This is a genomic window from Paenibacillus sp. Y301 (genome assembly GCF_059445505.1).
The window spans coordinates 461,437-486,122 of sequence record NZ_JCAIUL010000002.1 but is presented as its reverse complement, the minus strand read 5'-3'; the positions used below and the strand labels follow the sequence as shown (position 1 = coordinate 486,122).

At 39.7% G+C, this 24,686-nt stretch carries 26 protein-coding genes and 2 riboswitches; of the genes, 8 read left to right on the top strand and 18 right to left on the bottom strand.

Translation table 11 applies throughout. The features are described 5' to 3' along the window. Positions 1-118 precede the first annotated feature (118 nt). The gene (locus AC1D69_RS05735; protein ID WP_495455178.1) at positions 119-787 is read right to left on the bottom strand and encodes a potassium channel family protein; all 669 of its coding nucleotides are present in this window, start codon (positions 785-787) and stop codon (positions 119-121) included. Positions 788-826: 39 nt separating this feature from the next. After that, positions 827-2,167: a TrkH family potassium uptake protein gene (locus AC1D69_RS05730; protein WP_495455177.1), complete on the bottom strand. Its 1,341-nt coding sequence runs from the start codon at positions 2,165-2,167 to the stop codon at positions 827-829. A gap of 63 nt (positions 2,168-2,230) precedes the next feature. Then, a riboswitch (cyclic di-AMP (ydaO/yuaA leader) is annotated at positions 2,231-2,397 on the bottom strand. A 431-nt stretch (positions 2,398-2,828) separates the two neighbouring features. On the opposite strand from AC1D69_RS05730, the gene AC1D69_RS05725 reads away from it, so the two are divergent. Continuing rightward, positions 2,829-4,451 (top strand): CPBP family intramembrane glutamic endopeptidase, encoded by a 1,623-nt coding sequence (locus AC1D69_RS05725; protein ID WP_495455176.1) that lies wholly within the window; start codon positions 2,829-2,831, stop codon positions 4,449-4,451. Between the two features lie 93 nt (positions 4,452-4,544). Here the strand turns inward: AC1D69_RS05725 and uvrC are convergent, their stop codons facing one another. Continuing rightward, entirely contained in the window at positions 4,545-6,551 is a 2,007-nt protein-coding gene (gene uvrC, locus AC1D69_RS05720; RefSeq protein WP_495455175.1) for an excinuclease ABC subunit UvrC, read from the bottom strand. A 134-nt stretch (positions 6,552-6,685) separates the two neighbouring features. Continuing rightward, a complete protein-coding gene (gene trxA, locus AC1D69_RS05715) occupies positions 6,686-7,003 on the bottom strand; it encodes a thioredoxin (protein ID WP_495455174.1) in 318 nt (105 codons plus the stop codon). 231 nt (positions 7,004-7,234) lie between these two features. Here trxA and AC1D69_RS05710 point away from each other — a divergent pair, with 231 nt between their 5' ends. After that, positions 7,235-7,393, top strand: coding sequence for a YqzM family protein (locus AC1D69_RS05710; protein WP_495455173.1), 159 nt, complete (start codon positions 7,235-7,237; stop codon positions 7,391-7,393). A gap of 81 nt (positions 7,394-7,474) precedes the next feature. Here the strand turns inward: AC1D69_RS05710 and dnaI are convergent, their stop codons facing one another. From dnaI to AC1D69_RS05695, 3 genes are all read right to left on the bottom strand, one after another. Next, complete coding sequence (gene dnaI / locus AC1D69_RS05705; RefSeq protein WP_495455172.1) at positions 7,475-8,428, bottom strand: primosomal protein DnaI; 954 nt, start codon at positions 8,426-8,428, stop codon at positions 7,475-7,477. A gap of 45 nt (positions 8,429-8,473) precedes the next feature. Continuing rightward, positions 8,474-9,988, bottom strand: a complete 1,515-nt coding sequence (locus AC1D69_RS05700) for a DnaD domain protein (protein WP_495455171.1) — start codon at positions 9,986-9,988, stop codon at positions 8,474-8,476. Positions 9,989-10,191: 203 nt separating this feature from the next. Then, on the bottom strand, positions 10,192-10,485 hold the full coding sequence (locus AC1D69_RS05695) for a YuiB family protein (protein WP_495455170.1): 294 nt from the start codon (positions 10,483-10,485) through the stop codon (positions 10,192-10,194). Positions 10,486-10,693: 208 nt separating this feature from the next. On the opposite strand from AC1D69_RS05695, the gene hemQ reads away from it, so the two are divergent. Continuing rightward, positions 10,694-11,440: a hydrogen peroxide-dependent heme synthase gene (gene hemQ / locus AC1D69_RS05690; protein ID WP_495455169.1), complete on the top strand. Its 747-nt coding sequence runs from the start codon at positions 10,694-10,696 to the stop codon at positions 11,438-11,440. 145 nt (positions 11,441-11,585) lie between these two features. Here the strand turns inward: hemQ and AC1D69_RS05685 are convergent, their stop codons facing one another. Further along, entirely contained in the window at positions 11,586-11,837 is a 252-nt protein-coding gene (locus AC1D69_RS05685) for a hypothetical protein (RefSeq protein ID WP_495455168.1), read from the bottom strand. Position 11,838: 1 nt separating this feature from the next. Beyond that, positions 11,839-13,032, bottom strand: a complete 1,194-nt coding sequence (locus AC1D69_RS05680) for an NAD(P)/FAD-dependent oxidoreductase (RefSeq protein WP_495455167.1) — start codon at positions 13,030-13,032, stop codon at positions 11,839-11,841. Between the two features lie 418 nt (positions 13,033-13,450). Here AC1D69_RS05680 and AC1D69_RS05675 point away from each other — a divergent pair, with 418 nt between their 5' ends. Next, positions 13,451-14,452 (top strand): NAD(P)/FAD-dependent oxidoreductase, encoded by a 1,002-nt coding sequence (locus AC1D69_RS05675; RefSeq protein WP_495455166.1) that lies wholly within the window; start codon positions 13,451-13,453, stop codon positions 14,450-14,452. 177 nt (positions 14,453-14,629) lie between these two features. Here the strand turns inward: AC1D69_RS05675 and sda are convergent, their stop codons facing one another. After that, the gene (sda, locus tag AC1D69_RS05670; RefSeq protein WP_495455165.1) at positions 14,630-14,770 is read right to left on the bottom strand and encodes a sporulation histidine kinase inhibitor Sda; all 141 of its coding nucleotides are present in this window, start codon (positions 14,768-14,770) and stop codon (positions 14,630-14,632) included. Between the two features lie 445 nt (positions 14,771-15,215). Here sda and AC1D69_RS05665 point away from each other — a divergent pair, with 445 nt between their 5' ends. Continuing rightward, complete coding sequence (locus AC1D69_RS05665) at positions 15,216-15,428, top strand: hypothetical protein (RefSeq protein WP_495455164.1); 213 nt, start codon at positions 15,216-15,218, stop codon at positions 15,426-15,428. Between the two features lie 254 nt (positions 15,429-15,682). Here AC1D69_RS05665 and AC1D69_RS05660 read toward each other — a convergent pair whose 3' ends face one another. Further along, a complete protein-coding gene (locus AC1D69_RS05660; protein WP_495455304.1) occupies positions 15,683-15,913 on the bottom strand; it encodes an excalibur calcium-binding domain-containing protein in 231 nt (76 codons plus the stop codon). A 351-nt stretch (positions 15,914-16,264) separates the two neighbouring features. Continuing rightward, a complete protein-coding gene (locus AC1D69_RS05655; protein WP_495455163.1) occupies positions 16,265-16,627 on the bottom strand; it encodes a HesB/IscA family protein in 363 nt (120 codons plus the stop codon). 399 nt (positions 16,628-17,026) lie between these two features. Between AC1D69_RS05655 and mqnE the strand changes: the two genes are divergently transcribed. Together mqnE and AC1D69_RS05645 are read left to right on the top strand one after the other, a co-directional pair. Beyond that, the gene (gene mqnE, locus AC1D69_RS05650) at positions 17,027-18,133 is read left to right on the top strand and encodes an aminofutalosine synthase MqnE (RefSeq protein ID WP_495455162.1); all 1,107 of its coding nucleotides are present in this window, start codon (positions 17,027-17,029) and stop codon (positions 18,131-18,133) included. A 43-nt stretch (positions 18,134-18,176) separates the two neighbouring features. Next, a complete protein-coding gene (locus AC1D69_RS05645; protein ID WP_495455161.1) occupies positions 18,177-19,238 on the top strand; it encodes an NAD(P)/FAD-dependent oxidoreductase in 1,062 nt (353 codons plus the stop codon). On the opposite strand, the gene AC1D69_RS05640 is transcribed toward AC1D69_RS05645, so the two are convergent. Then, entirely contained in the window at positions 19,235-19,489 is a 255-nt protein-coding gene (locus AC1D69_RS05640) for a YuzB family protein (protein WP_495455160.1), read from the bottom strand. The two genes, AC1D69_RS05645 and AC1D69_RS05640, sit on opposite strands and share 4 nt — an antisense overlap. 82 nt (positions 19,490-19,571) lie before the next feature. Here AC1D69_RS05640 and AC1D69_RS05635 point away from each other — a divergent pair, with 82 nt between their 5' ends. Beyond that, positions 19,572-19,817 (top strand): NifU family protein, encoded by a 246-nt coding sequence (locus AC1D69_RS05635; RefSeq protein ID WP_495455159.1) that lies wholly within the window; start codon positions 19,572-19,574, stop codon positions 19,815-19,817. Positions 19,818-19,959: 142 nt separating this feature from the next. Here the strand turns inward: AC1D69_RS05635 and AC1D69_RS05630 are convergent, their stop codons facing one another. The 5 genes from AC1D69_RS05630 to AC1D69_RS05610 all read right to left on the bottom strand — a co-directional run bounded on the left by AC1D69_RS05630 (position 19,960) and on the right by AC1D69_RS05610 (position 24,498). Beyond that, on the bottom strand, positions 19,960-20,724 hold the full coding sequence (locus tag AC1D69_RS05630) for an SDR family oxidoreductase (protein WP_495455158.1): 765 nt from the start codon (positions 20,722-20,724) through the stop codon (positions 19,960-19,962). A 150-nt stretch (positions 20,725-20,874) separates the two neighbouring features. Continuing rightward, entirely contained in the window at positions 20,875-21,675 is an 801-nt protein-coding gene (locus AC1D69_RS05625; protein ID WP_495455157.1) for a MetQ/NlpA family ABC transporter substrate-binding protein, read from the bottom strand. Positions 21,676-21,763: 88 nt separating this feature from the next. Beyond that, positions 21,764-22,432 carry a methionine ABC transporter permease gene (locus AC1D69_RS05620; RefSeq protein WP_495455156.1) on the bottom strand — a complete coding sequence of 223 codons (669 nt, stop codon included), beginning with the start codon at positions 22,430-22,432 and terminating at the stop codon, positions 21,764-21,766. Next, positions 22,432-23,448, bottom strand: a complete 1,017-nt coding sequence (locus AC1D69_RS05615) for a methionine ABC transporter ATP-binding protein (RefSeq protein ID WP_495455155.1) — start codon at positions 23,446-23,448, stop codon at positions 22,432-22,434. Before AC1D69_RS05615 ends, AC1D69_RS05620 begins: the two co-directional genes overlap by 1 nt. Before the next feature lie 97 nt (positions 23,449-23,545). After that, a riboswitch (SAM riboswitch) is annotated at positions 23,546-23,684 on the bottom strand. Between the two features lie 88 nt (positions 23,685-23,772). Further along, positions 23,773-24,498 carry a Cthe_2314 family HEPN domain-containing protein gene (locus AC1D69_RS05610; protein ID WP_495455154.1) on the bottom strand — a complete coding sequence of 242 codons (726 nt, stop codon included), beginning with the start codon at positions 24,496-24,498 and terminating at the stop codon, positions 23,773-23,775. Positions 24,499-24,686: the final 188 nt, after the last annotated feature.

The following is a 24,686-nucleotide window of genomic DNA, read 5'->3' as shown; positions in this document are numbered from 1 at the left end:
TCACCAAAAAAAGAAACACAGAGAAGGTCAAGGATAATCTCCTTGACCTTCTCTGTGTTTTACGTTCGCATTTTTTTGAGAAATTAGCTACCTCTACCGAAAGTGGTTCTATTCCTATTTAATTGTCATCCATGAGTTCATTCTCAAAATTTTCAATATTCTCGTTAGACCCGATAATGACCATAATATCGCCTGCTCGAACCTGATCCATTGCTGTAGGCGCCACAATAATGCCAGTTGATCTATGCAAAGCCACGATGCTACAGCCAAATCTAGTACGAATATTTATCTCTGTGAGTGTCTTACCATCAAGACATAACGGAGCGTTCATCTCTACAATGCTGTAATCTTTCGAAAGTTCAATATAATCCAGTAAGTTCGGAGTTACCAGTTGATGTGCAACCCGAATGCCCATATCTCGCTCAGGGTACACTACTCGATCTACTCCTAGTTTCTCCAATGCTCTTCCGTGAAGAACAGAGATCGCTTTAGCAACGACTGTCGTTACTCCTAAATCTTTGAGCAGTATGGTTGCAAGAATACTCGTCTGGATGTCTTCTCCGATAGCCACAATACCACAATCGAAATTACGAACACCTAACGATTTCAGCACTTCTTCATCTGAGGCATCTGCCACAACAGCATACGTCAGTAACTCACTCATATCACTTACAATCTCTTCATTTCGATCGATCCCTAGCACTTCATAATTCAGTGCCATAAGTTCTTGAGCAATAGAAGACCCGAACCGCCCCAATCCAATAACGACAAACTGCTGTTTCTTCATCTCTCTTTCAATACTCCTTTAATCATCTCAATTTCTCTTCTACCCTATAATAATTTTACCCTCTGGATGACGATATAACTCTTTGCCTTTCTTCGGACCCAGTGCATATGCCAGTGTAAGTGGTCCAAGGCGACCTGCAAACATCGTTAGACTTATCAGAATTTTACCCGCTAAGGTCAGATGTGTGGTTAATCCCATCGTTAACCCTACTGTACCAAATGCAGAAGTTGTCTCATACAATATCATTAGAAAACTACTGTCTTCTGTCGTAGAAAGTATCATCGCTACACTCATTACAAGCAAAAGTGCAACTAGTGTAATCGTGAGCGCTTTAAATATACGTTCTTGCGCAAACCGGTAGCGAAACAATACGATGTCATCTCGTCCACGTAACATGGAGATCACAGCACCAATAATAAGCGTAAACGTTGTTGTCTTGATCCCACCTCCAGTAGATCCTGGAGAAGCCCCAATGAACATAAGTATAATCATAAAGAATTGAGATGCCTGTCTCATATTACCCAGATCAAGCGTATTCGCACCTGCAGTTCTTGGTGTAACCGATTGGAAGAGGGAGCCAAGGATTTTGCCACCCCAATTTAACGACCCTAATGTTCTTGGATTAGAATACTCGAATACAAATATAACAATGGCTCCGAACACGATTAGAAAGGCTGTCATGGATAGTACTACTTTTGAATGTAAAGATATCCTACGCGTCTTTCGGAAATCGACCATGTCAGATAGAACAATGAATCCAATTCCTCCAGATACAATAAGGAACATCACCACAAAGTTGACGATTGGATCATATACATAACCTGTAAGGCTACGGAAGTCACCGAATAGATCAAATCCAGCATTGTTAAACATTGAAATGGCATGAAAAATACCAAAATATAAAGCTTTTCCAAAGGGCATATCTACTGCCCATCTTACAGTTAACAGAACAGCAGCTGATCCTTCGATAATAAGAGAAAAGAGTAATACTTTTCGAATCAGTCGTACTATTCCTTCCATTGAGCCCTGATTCATCGCTTCTTGAAGGAGCAAACGGTCACGTAGGGATATCTTCCGTTTCAACAGAAAGGCGAATAACGTAGCCATCGTCATAAATCCAAGTCCGCCCACCTGAATGAGCATAATAATGACCACTTGCCCAAATGTGCTGAAGAACGTCCCCGTGTCCTGCACGACTAAGCCCGTAACGCAAGTCGCTGATGTTGCTGTAAACAATGCATCAATGAAGGCGAGGGGTTTACCCGTCGTATTCGATATGGGTAAGGTTAACAATACCGTTCCCAGTAGTATAATGGTAGCGAAACCAATAACTAGAATTTGTGGAGGGGATAATCTGAACCAACTATACTTCCATTTCACACGCTTCACCCCTTTTTAAATCAACAAAAAAAGACACTGGAAATCCAATGCCTCTCGGTTGGTTCCTGCTTGCATATCGCCTACGAGGTTAGCTGACGGATTCGGGTATGCACAGCTTACCCTATTCGTTCATTCAACAACGAAATTCACCCCACAAGTAGATAGACTAAATCGTCTCTACAAGAAATGGTTCCCCCGTATTTCATATGAAAATTTGGCGCATTATTAAATTGCATTCCGATTATAATCTTTATCCAGTAACTGTACAAATTGATTTTCTGGACAAATGACTGGATATGGGTTAAATATAAGCGAAAGAACGTATCAGAACAGTGGTTCTCTCTCCATAAGTATGATTACCTTCTTATTCATCTGCTTTGCACCATTTCGAGTTACATTTGCTGGATTTACCGCTAGAAGCTATGCTATGTTATCGTTACTTATAAGAGCATCTAACGAAGTTTATGTTTTCGATGTAAGTTTTTACGAAGTATTACCAAGGAGTAGCGCTCAAAAACTTTAAGTTTATGCTTTCGATGTAAGTTTTTACGAAGTATTACCAAGGAGTAACGCTCAAAAACTTTAAGTTTATGCTTTCGATGTAAGTTTTTACGAAGTAATTCTAAGAAGTAGCGCTCAAAAACTTTTAGGAGGAAATTAAATGAATTCTACGGGACAACCTTTGAAACTTAATATCAACTATAAGGTTCTCGGTCTATGTGGGGTTATCGGTCTGATTCTGTTTATGATATTGCAAGTATTCCCCAGCACCGCATCCGATACACTGGAGCAACCAAGCAAAGAATTAATCACTAAGGATCAAGCAAGAATCGCGGCCACACAATATGCTGAGTCACAACTTCACATTCATGTATTGAGTCAACCCGATGATACTTTGGTCACCTATCAATCTGACTCAGATTTATATGGTTATTTATCTAAAGAGAAGTTAATGGAGAAATACAATACTACTTTCGATCATAAATATCCAACCGAAGTTTACCGCGTCCGTCTGAAAGAAGGTAATACCAATAACTACCTTAATATAGATGTACATATGAATACAGGAGATATCGTATCCTTTTCTCAGAAGAAGAACTCGCCCCTTATTGAACCTACAGAGGAATCGATCAGTACAACAAATAATGTAAGACTTGCAGAACAATGGCTAACCCAATTAGGATATGATTCAAAGACTCTCCAGATCACAGAAAATAAAAAATCGACCCTTACCTATTCGGACTTAAATACTACGATTGGCGAGGCCGTATTACAATTGAAGTTCACTTTCGGATCAGACAGGATCGTCTCCTTTGAACCTTCCTTTTCGATTCCGTCAGAACATACATCTTATGTAGAAAAAGAACACACCAAAGCCGTTTGGATGACCATGCTCGGATATGGACTCCTCACTTTAGCGCTTGGCATACTTGCTATTGTATATAGCGCAATAACGAGAAAGCATACCTCTTTTGTTCGAGGAATATTCCTGAGTTCATTCTATTTCATTGTCTCCATGCTAAGCACATTAAATATGTTGCCCGCCTTGGAAGCCGAGGGACTGACGGGATTAAGTCTAACGTTCGGGTTAATATTCCAGGGTCTCCTTACCTTAGTTATGGCTGCGTTATTGTACTTCTCACTTGTTGGTGGAGATGGCTTATGGCGGAAGGAAACAGGACTTAATCCTTGGCCACGTGCAAAAGAAGCCGGGTATGGTAAATTTGTTCTTCATAGTATGTATGTCGGATATTTATGGGCCCTCATCTTGTTAGGAGTTCAATCCGTCATCTTTTTAATACTCGGTCTGACGCTTCATAGCTGGTCTACGACGGATGCTAGTCAATCCCCGATTAATATGGTATACCCTTGGATTCTACCGCTCATGGCATGGGTAGCTGGAATTTCAGAAGAAGCTGTTTATCGTTTATTTGGGATTAGGATGATGCAAAAGATCGTTAAGAATACCTTCCTAGCGTGTCTCATTCCATCCCTCATCTGGGCGTTCGGCCATACGCTTTATCCTATCTATCCCGTTATTTCAAGACCTATAGAACTAGTCGTTATCGGCTTACTCTTCAGCTTTATATTTCTACGCTATGGCTTTATTGCAGCGATGTTCAGCCATGTTGTGTTCGATAGCATCTTGATGGGTTTCAGCTTACTCACCCTGGAGGACTCCACTAGTATTACAGCAGGTGTGGTGTCTATGGTCATGCCCTTCATCGTTGCGTACGTAATTTATCTTGTCTACTCCAGAAGAAAGAGACTCACCACTGATTAAGACGGTGTCCTATCTCGGACGGAATTATAAGATATAGCGTATCAAGCGATACGTATCCTGCTTATTTTCAAGAAAAAAAAGAGAAGCCGTATGTTACGACTCCTCCTGAAGTGCTGCAATAATCTGAGAGGCGAGTTTCTCGCCAATAGAGAGAGGCCGGAAGTCTTCGACACTGGCCTCTCTTATTTTTTTGAGAGATCCGAAATGCTTCAACATCAGCTTACGCCGCTTTTCTCCTACCCCCGGTATAGCATCGAGCTGTGAGGTAACCATAGATTTACCCCGTTGTTCACGATGGAACGTAATCGCAAAGCGATGTACCTCTTCCTGAATGCGTTGTAATAGATAGAATTCTTGACTATCACGTGGCAGTGTAATCACCTCTGCAGGTTCACCAATCATCAACTGTGAGGTTCTATGCTTCACATCCTTAACGAGTCCGCATACAGGAATAAATAAACCTAATTCATTCTCAAGTACGTCCATCGCCGCAGATATTTGACCCTTCCCACCATCCACAACGATCAAATCTGGCATTTCTAGGTTTTCCTTCAATACTCGTTCATATCGTCTTCGAATCACTTCTCGCATCGTATTATAATCATCGGGTCCATCGACGGTACGAATTTTGTATTTCCGATATTCTTTCTTATCAGGTTTACCATCTATAAATACAATCATAGCTGAAACAGGATTCGTTCCCTGAATATTGGAATTATCAAAAGCTTCAATGCGATGTAATGAATCAATACCAATCGCTTCACCTAAATTGGCTGCGGCAATGGAAGTCCGCTCTTCATCACGCTCGATAAGTCGAAACTTCTCATTCAGAGATACTCTAGCATTCTCAGCTGCCATCCCTACCATCTGTTTCTTCAACCCTCGTTGGGGTACATATACTTTAATACCCAACCATTCTTGAAGTGCAGCCACAACGTTAGCCGCCTCGACGCTACCTGATAGTAGAGAAGCACGTGGATCATTCTCAGTTGAAGTAGCTTCAACATCGGATATCTCACTACCAGAACCTTCGATTACATTCCCCTCTTCGATATTAGACTGAACATCACCCTCATCTTCGGCAACATTTCCATCCGCGTCTATTATCTCTTCCTTAACTTCTGCTGTGTTCAGCTCTGGTAATAGGATTTCTTGAGGTAATGCCGGGTTATCACTGTAATACTGAGTAACGAAAGTCATGAAGTCGCTATACGCTTCCCCATAGAACGGGAACACCGAGGCGTGACGCTGAATCATTTTACCTTTACGCATATACAGAATTTGAACACACATCCAACCTTTATCTACTGCAAATCCAAGTACATCACGATCTCGCGTATCTGAAGTCGTAATTTTCTGCTTCTCCATAATGGCATCGATGTTCATAATCTGATCTCGAAGTTCTTTCGCTCGCTCGAAATAAAGTTCCTCTGAAGCTTCCAACATCTTGCGTTGTAGTTCCTTCTTAATAATTTCATGCCCTCCACTAAGAAAAGAGCTAATCTCTTGTGTAATCTGATCATACGATTGTTGGGTTACTTCTTTCTCACAGGGTGCTAAACATTGTCCCATATGATAATAAAGGCATACTTCCTTCGGCATAGCTCCACATTTACGTAATGGATACATACGATCCAACAATTTCTTAGTCTGCTGGGCAGCATAAGCATTCGGATAGGGGCCGAAATACTTCGCCTTATCCTTCAACACACGTCGCGTCACTTCTAATCGAGGATGAAGTTCATTCGTAATTTTAATATATGGAAATGTCTTATCATCCTTTAATAGGACATTATATCTCGGTTGATGGCCTTTAATTAGATTACATTCAAGAATCAGTGCCTCCATATTACTTCCTGTTACGATATATTCGAAGTCTCGAATTTCGGAGACAAGCATCTGAGTTTTACCATTGTGACTTCCTGTAAAATAAGACCGAACCCGATTCTTAAGAATCTTGGCCTTTCCTACGTAAATAATGGTACCATCCCTATTCTTCATCAAATAGCACCCCGGGAGATCCGGCAACAAGGCTAGTTTATTGCGGATATGATCCTGTGCCTTCTCTATCTCTTGCGTAGAATTAATCAGGTCATCCATTTGATGTCATAACCTCCCCCAGTAAATACTATATATATATAATGAATGATCAAGCTTATAACACGTAGCTTGATCATTTTCAGTTTAATAAAGCGCCCCCGGCTAACCGGAGGCGCTAACGTGTAGCTCACATCTTATTGATGCTTGGAAATCATGTTCTTCAGTGAATCTTTCGAATTCAATCCAACCACTTTATCTACCGGTTGACCATCTTTAAAAACAATCAACGTTGGAATACTCATTACACCAAAGCGAGATGCTGTTTCAGGATTCTCATCCACATTTACTTTAGCGATCTTCACACTATCACCTAGTTCAGAAGAGAGCTCATCCAAGATAGGAGCAATCATCTTACAAGGACCACACCAAGGAGCCCAAAAATCAACCACAACAGTTCCTTGACCTTCCACTTCCGTGTTAAAGGACTGATCAGATACATTAACAATAGCCATTATATTTCTCCTCCTTATTAGGAAAGTTCCATGAATTTAAACTGATACGTCTTTGTGGACAGTTATAAGTATAACACATTCTAACATGTAATGGAAAACATCAAAACCATTAATATACGGAAAATCTTTACAAGTTCTTTTAGAATTGAGTATACTTGGGATAACTCAGATCTAATTGTCTATGATGTTTATCATGCACAAAACTAAGATCTTTATGAGGAGGATTCAATCATGGATACAAATGTACATTTCAACGATCCAAGAGAACATGTAAATGAAGAACCCCGCGATGACTTCAAAGATTTAATGGTTGGATTTGGCGGAATGTTCGTCTTCATGGCCATTCTATTCTTCGCAATGGTAATTATCAAGTTCATCATCTCTGGCTAACCATCAATTCTTGATAAAAACCAGAAAGTGAGATCCCCTTCGAAGGGGATCTCACTTTTTTATAACAATCATTCGATTGGATTAATGTTTGCCACGTTGGTTCTCTCCGTGCAAGTTCACCACATCCACAAATGGAGAGATCCGGTCCATTAATCGTTGACCTTTGTAACCCTCTTCTCCATCCTTATTCGTGAAGCTGAGATGCTTCTCTAGCCCCTCAAGTGTGTAATTCGATGTATAAAATGTAGGTTTGCGATTCATGCGATAATTTAGGATTGACCCCATAATATGATCACGAGCCCATGGATTCAAATTCTCCGCACCAATATCATCAAAAATCAATAAATCACAATTCTTCATCATTTCTGTACTTTCCTTAAGCTTTACACTGTCCATCATTAATGATTTCAAATCCTCAACGAAATCTGGCATATAGACGATGACGCCCGTATGACCTGCAATCGCTAACTCATGTAACATGTAACTCATAAGAAATGTCTTACCCGTTCCAAAAGAACCATACAGATACAGTCCACGTGTGGACAATCCATTGTCCTTCGTCTCTTGGATATATTTAAATACTTGCTGTACAGCAGGTGCACGAAGGCGATCTTTACCCATAATTTCCACTTCTTTATAGCCTTCATTTAGCGCACGCTCGTCTACATAAAAACTACGAATACGCTTTTTCACCTGATCATCATGTTGTTTCGTTATATGAAGGGAGCAAGGAGCCTTTCGTTCGTACAGCTCAGCAGAACCATTTACGGTCTGAACTCCAAGCTTACTATAATGACCTTGAAAGTCATTTGGACAATTCGCTAGACCTGGACAGTTATCACAATTCCGTTTGTCTCCAACATACTGGTACAACCGGCTTAAGTTAAGACGTAACTTAGAATCATCCAATTCAGGATGAAGCGCTCGTAGCTCCTTAATCAACGGATTGTTGAATAGTTCGTCTTCTATGGCCTGCGACTGTCGTCGGAAAGACGGATTCTTCATCTGCTGAAGTAGTTCTCCTAAAGATTCCACGCCTCATCCCCCTTTAAATGATTGATATTCATGCATTTCTCAAAATCAGCCTTGTTTCTTACTCGCTTGGATCTCAGCAGCCATTCTCATCATCTCTTCGAATTCTGCTTCAGATACCTGACCGCCTTGGCTATTATCTTGAGCGACCGGAATGGCTGGCTTCATCTTGGCTTGCTTACTGTAGGTATTACGGCCACGTGCTCCACCAGATGCGGCTGCAGCTTGTTTACCTTTCACTTTAGACTGATCTTTGATATATTGTACTGCTTTCTCATACGTATTCACTTGCTTCAACAACATATTAGATGCAATAGCCTCTATGAAATTGCGATTAATTCGTTGATCCCCACCTGAAGCCAAGAGAGACATTAAATAATGTATAAGGACATTAATAACTTCACCAGGTAATTTATAACTAAGGTCAATCTTTTCAAATATATCAATTAGATTATCTGGAACTGAACCTGGAAAGAACGTTTTAAGTAATTTGGTATAAGGTTCATTCCGAAGCATCATATTATATTGATGAATATCACACTTGGATTTAAACTGCATCGGTACTTCAACATAAAACTCCATTTGCACCGCATGTTCCAATTGAAGGGACCCCTCTGGCTTCTCTTCCCCTTGTCGAATGGATATGATCTTACCAGCTAACACCTCACGCTGTTCTTTTCTTTTCTTGCCTTGACGGAAGTGTAGATTGGCCTGATGTTGCAATTCATCTAAGATGATATCACCCTGCGGTGTAAATATACCATCCTCATCTAAAAGACGACATATATCTTGAATATTCAACTCATATTTATTAACAACATAATTTACAATGCCCATTTGTTCAAAATTGAACCTAAGCTTCTCGACATGCTCTCGATTGACAGACTCTCTTGGGAATCGAAGGATAATATCAGCATAATTCAGACTGTTACTTTCTTCACCCTTTTGTAGACCCGATTGTCTTGCCGTAGAAACTTCGGATAGAGCCTGCTCTAATTCATAATCTATCACATGAGTGTTAAGTTCAAAAATCTCATAAAAAGGTACTGAAATATTTTCTTTATTCTGTGTAGCGAAAGACCACTCTTCCGGTTCTTTAGCCCACAGCTCTTCTCGTAACGAAAGCACAGCAAATTTGCCGATCTTGTCACGTAATAAAAGTGTTAAGTGTTGTGTATTAAAGAATTCTGTTGGTGATAGGGGTGCCGTTAATTCATACTCATACATATAATCATCATTCTCTGGTACATAAATCCGACTTGTTTGTAATAAACCTACCGCTTCAAGCTTCGACGCTTGCTCAATCAGAAATTTCCGACCCTTCTCACTAGGTTCCATACCTAATGTTAAGAAAAGACGGCGTTGTTGCTCTATTCTAGAATAACCGATCTTCTCTATAGGGAGCTGTTGAAACAACAGATGATAGAAACTTAGAGCGAATGCACCGACCATGGGTTGGTAGATACACTGGAGCATTCTATTGTCCAGACTGCTCAAGCAGAAATCGCGATAAACGCAGTATTGGTGGTTCTCTGAATAATGTAGAAGACTCTTTATGCGCATCTTTTACCTCCCATCTGTTTACATAGACTGCTTCTATTCTAACATAATTCTTATAGCTCGTTCGACGTATTTCGCGTATATTTTGTGATTGGACATACTTACCTGTGAATCTTTTTTCAATTCTTTGTTATATGATCTCACAACTTATTATAGCAACAGAACAGCTCTCCCTAGTGGAAGAGCTGTTCGCAATATGTATCTAATTAAAACATAGTATATCCGCCTTGACGTAACTTCTTAATTGCCCAACCACTAATATAAGCTCCAACTAACCCTGCTATTCCTGTAAGATAATCAACAATATGAAATGAACCCAGATGTGTCATAAGTGGCATACTATGATCCCACAAGGAATATATGACCACAGGCAATATGATAATAACAAACAAATAACATGGAAACCACGTTGTCTTCATTAACATATTCAGAATAAAACCAATGCCGAACATCATTACAAAAAATAATACCATTAATACGAGCACAGGGATAAATTGCATACGGGCCATTTCACCTCTTCTTTATATTCCCTTTTCTATAAAAAAACGCACAATAGTATACTCTAGTTGATAGTTTACTAGAAAAATTGTCACGAAGCAACGAACATTACGTGAATAGATTGTGTCATCGTTTGCTCTAACGCTTTTTCTTGAGTACAATGTTACCATAGCTACATGCAAGTTACCTATATTAGGAGTGATTAATGACATGAGTGAAGTCGCAACAACACTTGAAGGATGGTATTCTCTTCATGATTTCCGTTCTATTGATTGGGCTGCTTGGAAATCTGCTGATGATGAAGACCGTGCTATGGCACTGGATGAGCTTCAAGCGTTCATACAAGAATGGTCTGCTGTGGAGACTTCTCAAAAGGGAAGTAGCATTGCCTATACGATTGTCGGACAGAAGGCTGACTTTGTATTTATGCACTTGCGGGAAACGTTAGAAGAATTAAATGCAGTTGAGACTGCTTTTAACAAAACTATCTTTGCACAGTACACAACCAAAGCTTATTCCTATGTCAGCATTGTTGAGCTTAGTAATTACATGGGTAGTAATGGCGGAGATCCGATGGAGAACCCCGAGATTGTGAAACGTCTTAAACCGATTCTTCCACAGAATAAATATATCTGCTTCTATCCGATGAATAAGAAACGTGACCTTGCAGATAATTGGTACATGCTTAGCATGGAAGAACGTCGTGCTCTCATGCGTAGCCACGGATTAATTGGTCGTAGTTATGCTGGTAAAGTGAAACAGATTATTACCGGTTCTGTAGGGCTAGATGATTGGGAATGGGGAGTAACATTGTTCTCAGACGATGCATTACAATTCAAAAAACTTGTATATGAAATGCGTTTTGATGAGGTTAGTGCCCGTTATGGTGAATTCGGTACGTTCTATGTAGGCAGTCTGCTTAGCGAACAATCCTTCGAAGATATGCTTAAATTATAATCTACACATCTCAATATATATAACTAGCATCATGGCCTTCTCCTATTCATCATATGGAGAGGGCTTTATTTCTATGCAAACATTAACCTGATCCTAAAAAGGATTTGTCGCTCACTATGTAGCGACAAATCCACAATAATACCTATTATTCTTGTTCCGTTTCCGTTTGTTTCCTAGAATCAAGATACTCCGCTGTTGCTACATCCCGCGCACGGCCTTTTTCCTTCAAACGCTCAATAGCTGGGAGAATCAGAATATCGACTTCTTTCTGAATCGTATAAGCCATATCGTAAGCATCCTGAGATTCCAAGTGAGAACCAACTTCCATTAATGCATTATAACGATCCAATTCATCCCTCGTAAGTAACCCACGCACTTGTACACTACAATGTCTCATATTATAGGAATCTTCCTTTTTTTATCACAAGTGTAATGCCGCCAATCGTAAACAAATATCTCATATCTACAACCTTCTTCAATTGCGCTGCATTCCAACCCTTCACTAATTTCTTACCTATAACTGCTACACCTTCACCTCTACCTAATGAGGCAACCGTACCTTTATTACTGAATTCGAATTTCTTAAGATGCTGGTTACGTATACAAGCAACCACGTTCTGCGCACAACATACCCCCTGTTGCATAGCAATCTGTGCAGTTGGTGGGTATGGCCGACCTTCAGGATTAAACATAAGTGCATTATCACCTATAATGAATACATTATCTTGACCTGGTACGCGTAAATGTTCGTCAACTTTAACTCGGCCTCTCATCGTTTCGAAGCCAGCAGCCTCAATCATACGATTTCCACGAATACCACCTGTCCAAACGACAGTAGCCGATTTGATCTCTTCACCTGTTGCTAGAAGAACACCATCCGCTGTACACTCTTTGATGGCAACTCCCATTTTGAAAGTCACGCCTTTTTTGACAAGGACCTCCATGGCATAATCAACTAATTCAGGAGCAAATCCTGGTAATGCCGTTGGAGCTGCTTCAACATTATAGATATTTACTAAATTAGGATCGACATCGTATTCTTTACACAGTTTAGGAATTCGATCGGCTAGTTCAGCTACAAATTCTATACCACTGAATCCTGCGCCCCCAACTACGAAATTAATGCGTTCTTGAGCATTCTTCTCATTCTTATATTGGGCGAATTGATACTCGATATGTTTGCGAATTAGACGTACCGAGTTAATGCTACGAATGGACATGGCATGTTCAGCAAGTCCAGGAATACCAAAGCTCTCAGGCTCTCCTCCTAAGGCAATGATAAGATAGTCATAAGAAAGTGTACCGTCTTCTAGAATAATTTTTTTCTCTTGAGGGCGAATCTCCTGAACTGCGGATTTCACCAGATCAATCTTGAATTCATCGATTAGATTCGAGATAGGAACACGTGTATTCTCTATGCTATCTGTACCTGCAGCAGGCATGTGCAAATGAGTTGTAATATAATGATAGTCATGGCGGTTAACCAATGTAACATCTGCCTCATTATATTTTAATTCTTTTTGAAGACGTTGGGCTGTTAGGATCCCTCCATATCCAGCACCCAGTATTACTATTTTCGGAATATTACTCATACTCATTCCTACTCCTTCCAAATCTCTCTTTATATAGTTATACTCATTTAACCCTAGTCAGAATGTGAAAATAAACACATTAATAGAAGGGATTTATTATATCCCTATTTTAAGATATATATCTTATCTATTTTAAACCTTTTAATTATTTTAATCAAAATGAGATTCATTCACTTTCCCCGCAATTACTACTGTTTGAGTATACACACAACTGAATTACTAGCTATTTCAAAGTGTCTTGAACAAGGTTTATATAAAAAGCCACATGAACAGTTCATAATTTATATCTTGGACGTCACATCTTTGCATTTTATAATAGAAATACTCTCTTTCAAACTTTTAATATGATATCGATCCGACTATAATGATTAAGATGAACTAAAACAAATTCACTTTTTATATGGAGGTGCTTTACCTGATGACATCCCAACCACTTGGTGATGAATTAACGGATCTAATTATAATCGGGGGCGGCCCCGCGGGTATGTTTGCTGCATTTTATTGTGGAATGCGTCAAGCATCCGTAACTCTAATCGAGAGTATGCCGCAACTCGGTGGGCAACTTGCTGCTCTTTACCCTGAGAAGTACATCTATGATGTTGCCGGCTTCCCTAAGGTAACAGCACAAGAACTTGTAGAAAATTTACAGGAACAATTGAAGTTATTCGAACCGAATGTACGTCTTGAAGAAAAAGTGGTTTCTGTCGTAAAAGAAGCAGAACGTCATTTCATCGTTAAGACAGATCAAGCTGAATATCATTCCAAAGCCGTTATTGTCACTGCTGGTGTAGGTGCATTCGAACCACGTAGACTTGAGATTGATGGCGCGGAACGTTTCGAAAAAACAAACCTACATTATTTCGTCAATGATCTAAATGCTTTTAAAGGAAAGAAAGTGTTGATTAATGGAGGAGGAGATTCCGCAGTAGACTGGGCACTTATGCTAGAACCTATTGCTGAACAAGTTACGTTAATCCACCGTCGTGATAAATTCCGTGCACATGAACATAGTGTGGAGAACTTGATGAATTCCAAAGTCAATGTTATTACTCCTACAGAAATCACGGAACTTCATGGAGATAACTACATCACTAAAGTGACTCTTTCCGATGTTAAGACAAAAGAGACACAAGAGATTGAAGTAGACGATGTTATCATTAACTTCGGCTTCATTTCTTCACTAGGTCCTATTGAGGAATGGGGAATTGCCATCGACGGAAATTCTATCATCGTAGATTCCCGTATGGAAACGAATATTCCAGGTATTTTTGCTGCAGGAGACATTACGACCTACCCAGGCAAGTTAAAACTTATTGCCGTTGGATTTGGTGAAGCTCCAACCGCTGTAAATAATGCAAAAGTATATCTCGATCCAGAAGCTCGTCTATCTCCAGGGCACAGCAGTAATATGAAACTTTAATATATCTCGAAAAAAAATGAAAAAGGTATCCATATTGACGAATCATGTACTGACGTCAATTGGATACCCTTTTTTTTCTGTTATTCTCATGTATGTAAATGATGTACTCACACCTCCGGTTGCTTGAGATGGATCACTATTCAACGTCCAAGATCGGCATCATGATAGCATTCCAACTTAATATGCGATGTTCATTTGCTGGATCAATTTGCGCTTGTGTATTTCGGCTAATAGTAGCTTGATGAATTCACGCTCTAGTTTTAATTCTACCGCAAGATGATAGGAATCTAGCAACATCTCATCTGATAATATAGCCATCCTCCGCACGCCCTTTCCTCTTTTTTCCTAAAATCATCATATCAAACTATCAATAACAGAACAAGCGTTCTGATTATCCACAGGCAACTGTGGAAAACCTGTGCATATTTTGTGAGTAAGTGTCGTGAGGCTTATGAAACTACAGTGGGTAATGTGGATAAATGTTATACACAGGGTCAAAGTCTTTCATTTTAGAAAAAAATATTTTTGCTAGAATCCTATTCATTTAGTTAATTTATGGAAATCTATAAATAATACCCGCTCAATTGATAGATTCAACGGTAAAATTACATCCTACCTCCCATCATCATTATGAGCACTGTCTAATCCGATCTTTAATCTAGTTAAAATGTTCTTGTTTTGGAATAGATTATTGGCTTCCTCCGTAATATCAGATATACTCTAAGCAATATATGGATTTGTGATAAAGGAGGTACACGCGACTGTGGCACAGTTATTTGAAATATTATATTGGATTGCAATGGTTGGCATGTCAGCCATTCTTGCACTAACAACGGTCTTAATCTTCGCGATTGGATTTAAGTTCATCAAGAGTAAACGAAGTGTTCTAGGAGCCAGTTGTATTGCCTTCTCCATTCTTACTGCTTCCATGATTGTACTGATGGTGAATCATACATTTCTTGTACCCGCTTCGTAACATTAAAAGCCACTTCATATAAGGAAGGTTACTTCCTAATCATGAAGTGGCTTTTATTTGTGGATGGTCGTCTGCCAAACTTGATGTACAGCTTCCATAATCCAATGACATTAAACCAGAGATTTAAGTGTAACTCTTGCCCTTTAACATTTTTAACAGAAATGCGTTTAATACACGAACGACCAAATACAGTGGAATGAAGGATTAGATTAGGAAGGTCTTTGCTAAATCAAGCCAAATTCTGAAACGATCATTTAACGTTCACATGCGATTAAGTCTTTATCACGATCACTTTTCTTATTCGCGTCATAGAGAGCCTGAGAAACAAAAGGCTTGTATTTCGTTTTCCCACCTTTATTTTTGACTGAGGAAGAACGAGCTACACCACCTTTATAAACCTTATTCAACTCCGTACAATTTTTATATGTAACAATCTCTCCCTTAGCTTCTGCTATATCAGTTAAACTTAAAGTTAAAATAAGAATTAGTCCTGCAGCAAGAGAACTTACGAGTACTTTATTAATACCAACACCTCCTTTACCTTAAGTTAGGCAATTGATAGTTACTTAAGCTCTATGATAAAATCACGTATTATTATCCGCACTATACCATACGCTGGAATATTGGTGTGATCTTTAACTTATGCTACTCCACCCATAAAAATACCTCCTAAATATGTGTTATAGCTATCAACACAAGTTTGGAGGTACGTTATCCGCAATCATAAACAGTAATTGTTATGATTGCGGATTGTAATTAATCCCTACAATCCTTAATCCACAGTTATAAGTGAAAGAGCTTCATCTCTTCTCACTTTATATCGCTCTAAACCTTTCTTAACACTCGCCCTCAGGCGCTGGTTTACCTGCATCACTAGCTGTACGGAAGCTAGATCCACACCCACATGTAGCGGATGCATTCGGGTTGTTGATGGTGAAGCCACCATCCATACCAGATTCTTCGAAGTCAATTTCTAACCCATCCAGGTATTTCAAGCTTTCTTTATCAACCACAATTTTCATATCATTTACGTTCATATATATATCATTCTCTGTTTCGTCATCATCAAAACCCATGGCATAGGAGAAGCCGCTACAGCCGCCAGGTTGCACACCAAGTCGAAGGAACATATTGGGTATCTCTTGTTCCGAGAGCATCTCTTTTAGCTTATCTGAAGCACTATCGCTAATATTTATCATCGTTCAACCTCCATATTGTGTCGTAGGTCAATTATACTCCAGAACCCCCATACCCTCAAGTCAACTAACCCACAACATAATATCCGTCTCACCTACATTTCCTCTCATCCTTATTGCGACCCATTAAATGGAGGTCTATAATAGGAAAAGAGTGATCCATAGGCAAATGCCTAAAAATATTCATAAATATGGCGAGTTTTCAGCTCGAAATGCCTACTTTTGCTATGGACAGATGGAATACAATGTCGCACAAATACTTAAGTCTATGCTTCCGATGTAAGTTTTTTCGATGATTAAACTGGAAGATATGCTACAAAAAACTAAGTCTATGCTTCCGATGTAAGTTTTTTCGATGATTAAACTGGAAGATATGCTACAAAAAACTTTAGGAGGAACTATATGTCTACAATCACTACCACAAATATAGACAACCAAATGGCTGCTATTATAGAAAAAGTACAACAAGGAGAACGTCTAACCGTTGAAGATGGTGTCTATCTCTATGAGAGTGATGATATATTGACTCTAGGACAACTAGCTAATCAGGTCAACTTACGCAAGAACGGAAAAAAAGTGTATTTCATTGAAAATATGAGTCTTTATTTTACGAATGTATGTGAATCTTATTGTGCTTTCTGTAACTTCCGTAAAGATCAGGGAGAAGAAGGTTCTTATACGCTTTCTGGTGAAGAAATGGTCGAATATGTTAATCAACATATCCATCCAGGCGTAAGAGAATTCCACATCGTTGGAGGTCACAACGCTAACGTACCTTTTCAATATTATGTAGACTCTCTACAAACATTGACAGATCATTTCCCAAATGTAACATTGAAGGCATATACTGCTGCTGAGATTGATTTCTTCACACGCATAAGTGGCCTTAGTATTACTGAAGTCCTTCAACAATTACAACAAGCAGGGTTGAAAACTCTAACGGGTGGTGGTGCAGAAATACTTTCTGATCATTATCGCGAAAAAATGAAGGTTGATAAAGCCAATGTGGAGCAATATTTAGAAGTACATCGTTCCGCACATAAGTTAGGCATGAAGACGCATACTACAATGCTATACGGATCCATTGAAAGTCATGAAGATCGTATACGCCATATGGTTCAGATTCGAGAACTTCAAGATGAAACACAAGGATTCATGGTATTCATTCCATTATCTATGCAACCTAAGAATAAGAATGCTGGTATCATGCGACGCAATTCTGCCTACGAAGATCTCAAGACAATTGCGATCAGCCGTTTAATGTTGGATAACATCGATCACATAAAAGCCTATTTCATCAATATCGGTCCTCAATTAACGCAAATGGCGCTAAGCTTCGGTGCTTCTGACGCTCATGGTACGATTATTAAAGAACGCATTAGTCACGCTGCAGGCGCCCTTACTCCAGAAGGTTTAACTCGTAAAGAATTAATATGGCTAATCAAAGGCGCTGGACGTATTCCGGTTGAACGCGATACATTCTATAACGAGATTGAAGTGTTCGAGTAGCAGACAAATAATTGATGTGAAACAACGAAAGGAAAACTCATTCATGAGAAAATTAGTTATTCTCGGAGGTGGTTATGGAGGGCTTGCTATTATTCAGGGCCTTCTAGACGATCACCTACCAGAAGATATTGAAATGGTATTAGTGGATCGTATGCCCTTTAAAGGTCTTAAAACAGAGTATTATGCTTTAGCTGCAGGTACTGCAACAGACTTAGAACTTCGCGTCCCTTTTCCTAAACATCCTCAACTGATGATCACATATGGTGAAGTTTGCTCCATCGATTTAGAAGGTAAAAAAGTAATTATGGAACAATCTGATGAGATCATCTACGATGATCTTGTCATTGCTCTAGGGTGCACAGACCGTTATCATGGGATCGAAGGTGCCGAACAATTCACATGTAGTATTCAATCCTTTTCTAATACGCGTAAGACCTATCAACAACTGAATGATGTGAAACCTTACGGTAAGGTCAACATTATAGGAGGAGGGCTCAGTGGTGTGGAACTAGCCGCAGAATTGAGAGAAAGCAGATCTGATCTGAACATCTCGATTCTCGATCGGCATGACCATGTGCTCTCGGCCTTCCCTTCTAAATTGTCTATTTATGTAGAGGATTGGTTCCAATCCCATAGTGTAAATACTCATCATCATGTGTCGGTTGATCGCATAGAATATGGGGCAATCTATAATGGTTCAGAAATCATCACAAGTGATGCAACCGTATGGACAGCCGGAATTCAACCTGTCCGCATCGTGCAGGATCTTCAAGTTCCGAAGGACTCTGGGGGACGAATTATTCTGAATTCATATTCACAGATCGCTGAACATCCAGAAGTTTACGTCATTGGTGACTGTGCAAGCCTACCGCTCGCGCCAAGTGCCCAAGCTGCTGGTGCTCAGGCTGAGCAAGTTGCGAAAGTAATGCATGCATTATGGCGGGGAGAAACTCCAAAGTTGCAGCCTTTCCATTTAAAAGGAACCCTTGGGGCTCTAGGAAAGAAAGCGGGCTTCGGACTAATGGGCAAAACATCCGTTATGGGTCGCGTTCCTCGCTTACTGAAAAGTGGCGTTCTTTGGAAGTCGAAACGACACTCTGGTTAATCTAAATCTAGGTCATCCCAAGCTTCTGCTTCCTTGATCTTAGCGATGATGGCATCATATAATTCATCTGCGCTATCTGCTGTGACAATTTCTCCATCTACCATAGCGTAGGGCATCATGTAACATTGGCCACAATTACTCAAACATCCATATTCAACAACGTCATAATCTGGATTGGATTCTAACTTTTTCATAACTATATCGGTATCAAAATGCATGTTGTTCGTACAAAATTCAATGATTGGTCTCAATTCTAATACACCTGCTTTACTTATCTATTTTATTTTTGTGTTCATTTGTAATATAATGAGGATCAGGAAGGAGTTGAACACTATGAGTGAAAACGCACAAGGCACCATGTATGATGAGGTATTGGATGTACTAGATAAGCTTCGTCCGTTCCTTCAACGCGATGGCGGTGACGTCGAGTTAGTTGATGTTGAAGACGGTATCGTGAAACTAAGATTAATGGGTGCATGCGGCAGTTGCCCAAGCTCCACCATTACTTTGAAAGCCGGTATTGAACGTGCTCTCCTAGAAGAAGTTGAGGGCGTACAAGAGGTTGTTCAAGTATTTTAATCTAATTTCTTAGTGAAATCTTCTTAATATTTTGAGAAAGTCTTGGCCCTCGTGATTAGCGAGACCAAGACTTTTTTTTAATATAGAAAAGTATAAGTTTCACTTAAATCCATTTCATAATTGCCGCTACATCTAAATATCCTTATATCCATGGACGAATGGGATCTAATCCTCCCGTAATATCCATAATATTACCTGTAATGAAGTCGGAGTCATCCTGACACAAGTACTGTATGACACGCGCAATGTCTTCTCCACTACCCGGTCTTCCATTTGGCGTCTCAAGGTCTTCTGTCCCTTCAACTTCCGCAATAGATTTCTCCTTGTTCATCCCTCTAATATCTCCGGGACACACCATATTAACGGTTATCCCATAGGGTGCTTCTTCCACAGCTAAAGTTTTGGTAAAAGAGACCAGCCCTGTCTTCGCCGCTGCATACACTGCACGATGTGGCCAAGCTCTTGCTTCCCCTGCATGTCCAAATCCAAAGTGAATAATTCTTCCCCACTTCTTCTTTCTCATCGAGGGAATCACCATATGATCCAGGAGCATTGCACCGATCAAATTACCTTGCATCAGAGAAATGATCTCAGCATGCGTATATTCTGCAAACAATCGTCGTTCCCGAACAAAAGGGCCCGCATTATTTACAATGATATCTGTACCTCCAAAATGATCATCTACTTGATGAATTAACCCTTCAAGTTGTTGTGGATCGGAAATATCGGCTTGTACAGCAATACATTGAACACCTTTTAGTTCAATCTTGGCTCGTAACTCCTCTGCCTCAATAGCACTATGGACATAATTCAGAACAATATTACATCCTTGATCTGCCAATGTGAGTGCTGTTCTTTTGCCCAACCCCTTCGCACTTCCCGTAATCAGGGCTACTCTCCCATTCAAATCCTTTTCCTCCTCAATGAGTGGTCATACCTTAATTATAGAAGATTTAACAGTCCTCTACAAATATAATCCCGTTGAACCAATATGGCTCTACGGGATTATATTTAAAAACATGATGAATATACTCATTGAAGCGCAAGGATAAGCTTCTTAGAATGCTGGAACTACAGCGCCTTTGTATTCATCCTCAATAAATTTCTTAACATCATCGGAAGTGAGTACTTTCGCTAACTTCTGAATCGCTTCAGAATCTTTATTATCTGGACGAGCTACTAGAATATTAGCATATGGATTATCTTTTCCTTCAATTAACAATGCATCCTTAACGGGATCCAAGCCCGAATCAAGAACAAAATTGGTATTAATTATAGCCAAATCTACCTCATCCAATTGACGTGGGAGAATCGCTGCATCATGTTCCGTAATTTCAAAATTTCTTGGATTCTCTGTAATATCACTTATTTTAGATTCCACTGCTTTTGGATCTTTCAGTTTAATCAGACCATTTGCAGCAAGGAGACTGAGTGCACGTCCGCCATTGGTTGCATCATTTGGAATCGCAATATGAGCACCATCTTGAAGCTCATCTATCGACTTAAGCTTAGTGGAATAAGCGCCAAGGGGTTCAATATGAACCGCTACGACGGATACAAGATCCATCTTACGTTTGCCATTTTCGCTATCCAAGTATGGCTGATGTTGGAAGAAGTTAGCATCCAATTGCTTCTCAAATAATTGTGTGTTCGGTTGAACGTAATCATTAAATTCAGTGATTTCAATTTTGACTCCTTCTTTTTCTAAAGCGGGTTGAATATGTTTCAGAATCTCAGCATGTGGTACAGATGTTGCCCCAATTTTTAACGTATCTGATGATGAAGATGATGAATTACCACAAGCAGAGAGAACCGCAACTAGTGAAAGACTTAGAAAACCAAGTGCCCATTTTTTCATTTTTTATTCCCCTTTTCTTCAATATGAATAATGTGGTATATATGCGACCGAATATGATATTCGGTTATTACCTTAATCCAAACATCTTTTATTTTCTTGTAAAATGACGAACCAGTCGATCTCCTGCCATTTGTAGTAACTGTACTAATATGACCATTAAGAACACAGAGATCAGCATGACTTCCGTTTCATATCTGTAGTAACCATATCGAATGGCTAAGTCTCCTAGACCTCCACCACCAACCTGACCCGACATAGCAGTGTAAGATACGAGAGTAACGATAGTAATCGTCATCGCTGCAAGTAGACCTGGTCTTGCTTCCGGAAGTAGCACACGAAGGATGACTTGCCGTGTAGATGCTCCCATTCCTTCCGCTGCTTCAATTACTCCTCGATCCACTTCCCCAAGCGCTGTCTCCACAAGTCTTGCGAAGAAAGGTGCCGCTCCTACAACAAGTGGAGGAATCGTACCTAGAACACCCATTGATACCCCAACAATTTCTCTAGTCACAGGGATCATCGCTACAATTAGAATAATGAAAGGTACTGATCTTAATATGTTAACTACGAAAGAAAGTATCGAATACAAAAAGTGTACTTTTCGTGAAGGGGATCGAGCCGCTAGATAAAGAATGACACCCAATGGAAGACCCAGTATAAAAGTGAATACGGCTGATGCTCCCAACATTTTTAGTGTATCCAGTATAGCCGTTGCTATCTCTTTCCAATCAATTATAGAGAAATCTAACCCACCCATTATTGCATCACCTCCACTTCAAGTCCTTGTTGTAACAGCCTATCTATTGTACTTACAATATCCTCTGGATTTCCCTCAAAGCGTACAACCAGTTGTCCATACGGTGTATCTTTTATCGTAGAGATCGTCCCTTGTAAGATTGCAAAATCAACGCCCGTCTCCCGTACAGTCTTCGAAAGAGTTGATTCGTAGGTTTTCTCTCCCAAATATGTTACCTTGAACACTTGTGAAGATGACAGGTTAGGTCCTTTCATGGCTTGCTTAAATAACTCACTATTATCCAATTCTCCACGAATGAAGTCACGCGTCACAGGATGCTTAGGTTTAAGAAATACGTCTGTTACTGCTCCCTGTTCTACAATGCCACCTTGGTGAATAACAGCAACGCGATCGCAGATACTCTGAATAACATGCATTTCGTGTGTAATGAGTACTATGGTTAGATTAAATCGTTTATTAATATCTAATAACAAATTTAAAATAGAGTCCGTTGTCTGTGGATCAAGAGCAGAAGTAGCTTCATCGCATAATAACACTTCGGGTTCACTTGCTAAAGCTCTGGCAATACCTACACGCTGCTTTTGTCCACCTGATAGTTGTGCTGGATACTTGTTACTATGTTCTTGTAGTCCAACTAACGCTAGTAACTCGTTCACCTTTTGATCAATAACATCCTTTGATGTGCGAATAAGACGTAATGGGAAAGCAATATTATCATAGACCGTCGCAGATGACAGAAGGTTAAAATGTTGAAAAATCATGCCGATTTTACGTCTTTCCTCTTGCAATAACTTCGTATTCAGTGAAGTTAGATTAACACCGTCCACCCATACTTCACCTGATGTCGGCCGTTCTAATAAGTTAATGCATCGGATGAGGGTACTCTTCCCTGCACCAGAATGACCAATGACTCCAAATATATGACCCTTCTCAACTGATAGATTCAGTCCGCTCAATGCGGTTGTCATACGTGCACCTTTGCCGTAGTTCTTCGTCAATTGCTTCAGTTCAATCAATCTCAAGAACCTCCTCTATTAAAAAATACCCAAACAATATAAAAAGCCCATTTTTCAGAATGAAAAAGGGCTCTCTTTGTGTAAAGACAATGCCTTCTTCTCATCTGCCAGAGTCGCGTTATACGCTTCTGAAGGAATTAGCACCTAACATTCTCGGATACGAGACCTACTGCCTCGCTCTTCAAATCGGTTGCTGGGCTTCATCGGGCCTATCCCTCCGCCTCTCTTGATAAGAAAATAACTTTTATGAAATTGAGTATTGTAAGTATAAATTTTTTTATTACCTTTGTCAAAAGAAATTATGTCCAGGCAATGATTCAGCTATTATGTTTGGATCACTTTGCGTATCCATTGTTCACTCGTATAATGATATACTGTCGAAATCGTTCTACTCACCATATCTAACCCAAGCTTCAGATCCAACAAATGTGTATCAACATCTTCTAGAATAATTTTGTCATGTAACCCTTGATGTCGTTGCCAAAGATCGTCTTCCATTTCCACGTTCATATAGTGAATTTCTGCATTTCTGCGCTTCCTAAGATCATGAATCGGCTCTCGATATTCCTCCCTAATCGATACCAGTAACTGTCCAAGTGGTTCATGGGTATGTTTAAATGAAAATTGGCGTAATACCGTAAAGTAGGAATATTGAGATTTAACCTTCGTTGTTTGCAAGTCATACACTTCATTTAGAAAAGTACCCACTTTGTCCAGGATTGCAAACACTCGGATAAATCCATTTTTATAAAAATAAACATATCGCGCGTAATCCACCTGTTCTGTAGGAGACATATCATCCATGAACCCAGCAATACTAATGGACTTCCTAAAAAATTCAGCCGCCGCATAGCTTTCGTCTAACTCCATTAGAGAGGTTACCAATCCACGCGTCCAGATCTCTAACTTACGTAAGTCATGAGTTGGATCCTCATATCGATTCATTTCCTTTTGCAGTAATTGTATCGCGTGCTCCATTTCTTTAAAAGCGTTATCCACTAAGGGATTATTAATCTTATGTGATAAGTCTCCAAATAACTCATTCAGCATGGCGTGGTCTCCCTGATCATTTTTTCAGTAAAGTTCTTTGAATGCTAATTAGTATTCCCAAAAGTTGTTTTCGCTACTAACAAGCATAAACGATCTCGTCGTCCTTTAACGATGAAGAAACGTTTAGCGTTGAAATATAAGCCTATTTATAAAAAGCCCTCGAATAAGTTCGTAAACTTGATCGAGGA

What these genes read in the sequence shown, in the direction of transcription:
- AC1D69_RS05675 (WP_495455166.1), top strand. Translation starts at nt 13,451, where the DNA reads ATGACATCCCAACCACTTGGTGATGAATTAACGGATCTAATTATAATC.
- mqnE (WP_495455162.1), top strand. Translation starts at nt 17,027, where the DNA reads ATGTCTACAATCACTACCACAAATATAGACAACCAAATGGCTGCTATT.
- AC1D69_RS05645 (WP_495455161.1), top strand. Translation starts at nt 18,177, where the DNA reads ATGAGAAAATTAGTTATTCTCGGAGGTGGTTATGGAGGGCTTGCTATT.
- AC1D69_RS05695 (WP_495455170.1), bottom strand. Translation starts at nt 10,485, where the DNA reads ATGCAATTTATCCCTGTGCTCGTATTAATGGTATTATTTTTTGTAATG.
- sda (WP_495455165.1), bottom strand. Translation starts at nt 14,770, where the DNA reads ATGGCTATATTATCAGATGAGATGTTGCTAGATTCCTATCATCTTGCG.
- AC1D69_RS05610 (WP_495455154.1), bottom strand. Translation starts at nt 24,498, where the DNA reads ATGCTGAATGAGTTATTTGGAGACTTATCACATAAGATTAATAATCCC.
- AC1D69_RS05635 (WP_495455159.1), top strand. Translation starts at nt 19,572, where the DNA reads ATGAGTGAAAACGCACAAGGCACCATGTATGATGAGGTATTGGATGTA.
- AC1D69_RS05735 (WP_495455178.1), bottom strand. Translation starts at nt 787, where the DNA reads ATGAAGAAACAGCAGTTTGTCGTTATTGGATTGGGGCGGTTCGGGTCT.
- hemQ (WP_495455169.1), top strand. Translation starts at nt 10,694, where the DNA reads ATGAGTGAAGTCGCAACAACACTTGAAGGATGGTATTCTCTTCATGAT.
- AC1D69_RS05710 (WP_495455173.1), top strand. Translation starts at nt 7,235, where the DNA reads ATGGATACAAATGTACATTTCAACGATCCAAGAGAACATGTAAATGAA.
- AC1D69_RS05685 (WP_495455168.1), bottom strand. Translation starts at nt 11,837, where the DNA reads ATGAGACATTGTAGTGTACAAGTGCGTGGGTTACTTACGAGGGATGAA.
- trxA (WP_495455174.1), bottom strand. Translation starts at nt 7,003, where the DNA reads ATGGCTATTGTTAATGTATCTGATCAGTCCTTTAACACGGAAGTGGAA.
- AC1D69_RS05700 (WP_495455171.1), bottom strand. Translation starts at nt 9,988, where the DNA reads ATGCGCATAAAGAGTCTTCTACATTATTCAGAGAACCACCAATACTGC.
- uvrC (WP_495455175.1), bottom strand. Translation starts at nt 6,551, where the DNA reads ATGGATGACCTGATTAATTCTACGCAAGAGATAGAGAAGGCACAGGAT.
- AC1D69_RS05680 (WP_495455167.1), bottom strand. Translation starts at nt 13,032, where the DNA reads ATGAGTAATATTCCGAAAATAGTAATACTGGGTGCTGGATATGGAGGG.
- AC1D69_RS05655 (WP_495455163.1), bottom strand. Translation starts at nt 16,627, where the DNA reads ATGATAAATATTAGCGATAGTGCTTCAGATAAGCTAAAAGAGATGCTC.
- AC1D69_RS05620 (WP_495455156.1), bottom strand. Translation starts at nt 22,432, where the DNA reads ATGGGTGGGTTAGATTTCTCTATAATTGATTGGAAAGAGATAGCAACG.
- AC1D69_RS05625 (WP_495455157.1), bottom strand. Translation starts at nt 21,675, where the DNA reads ATGAAAAAATGGGCACTTGGTTTTCTAAGTCTTTCACTAGTTGCGGTT.
- AC1D69_RS05725 (WP_495455176.1), top strand. Translation starts at nt 2,829, where the DNA reads ATGAATTCTACGGGACAACCTTTGAAACTTAATATCAACTATAAGGTT.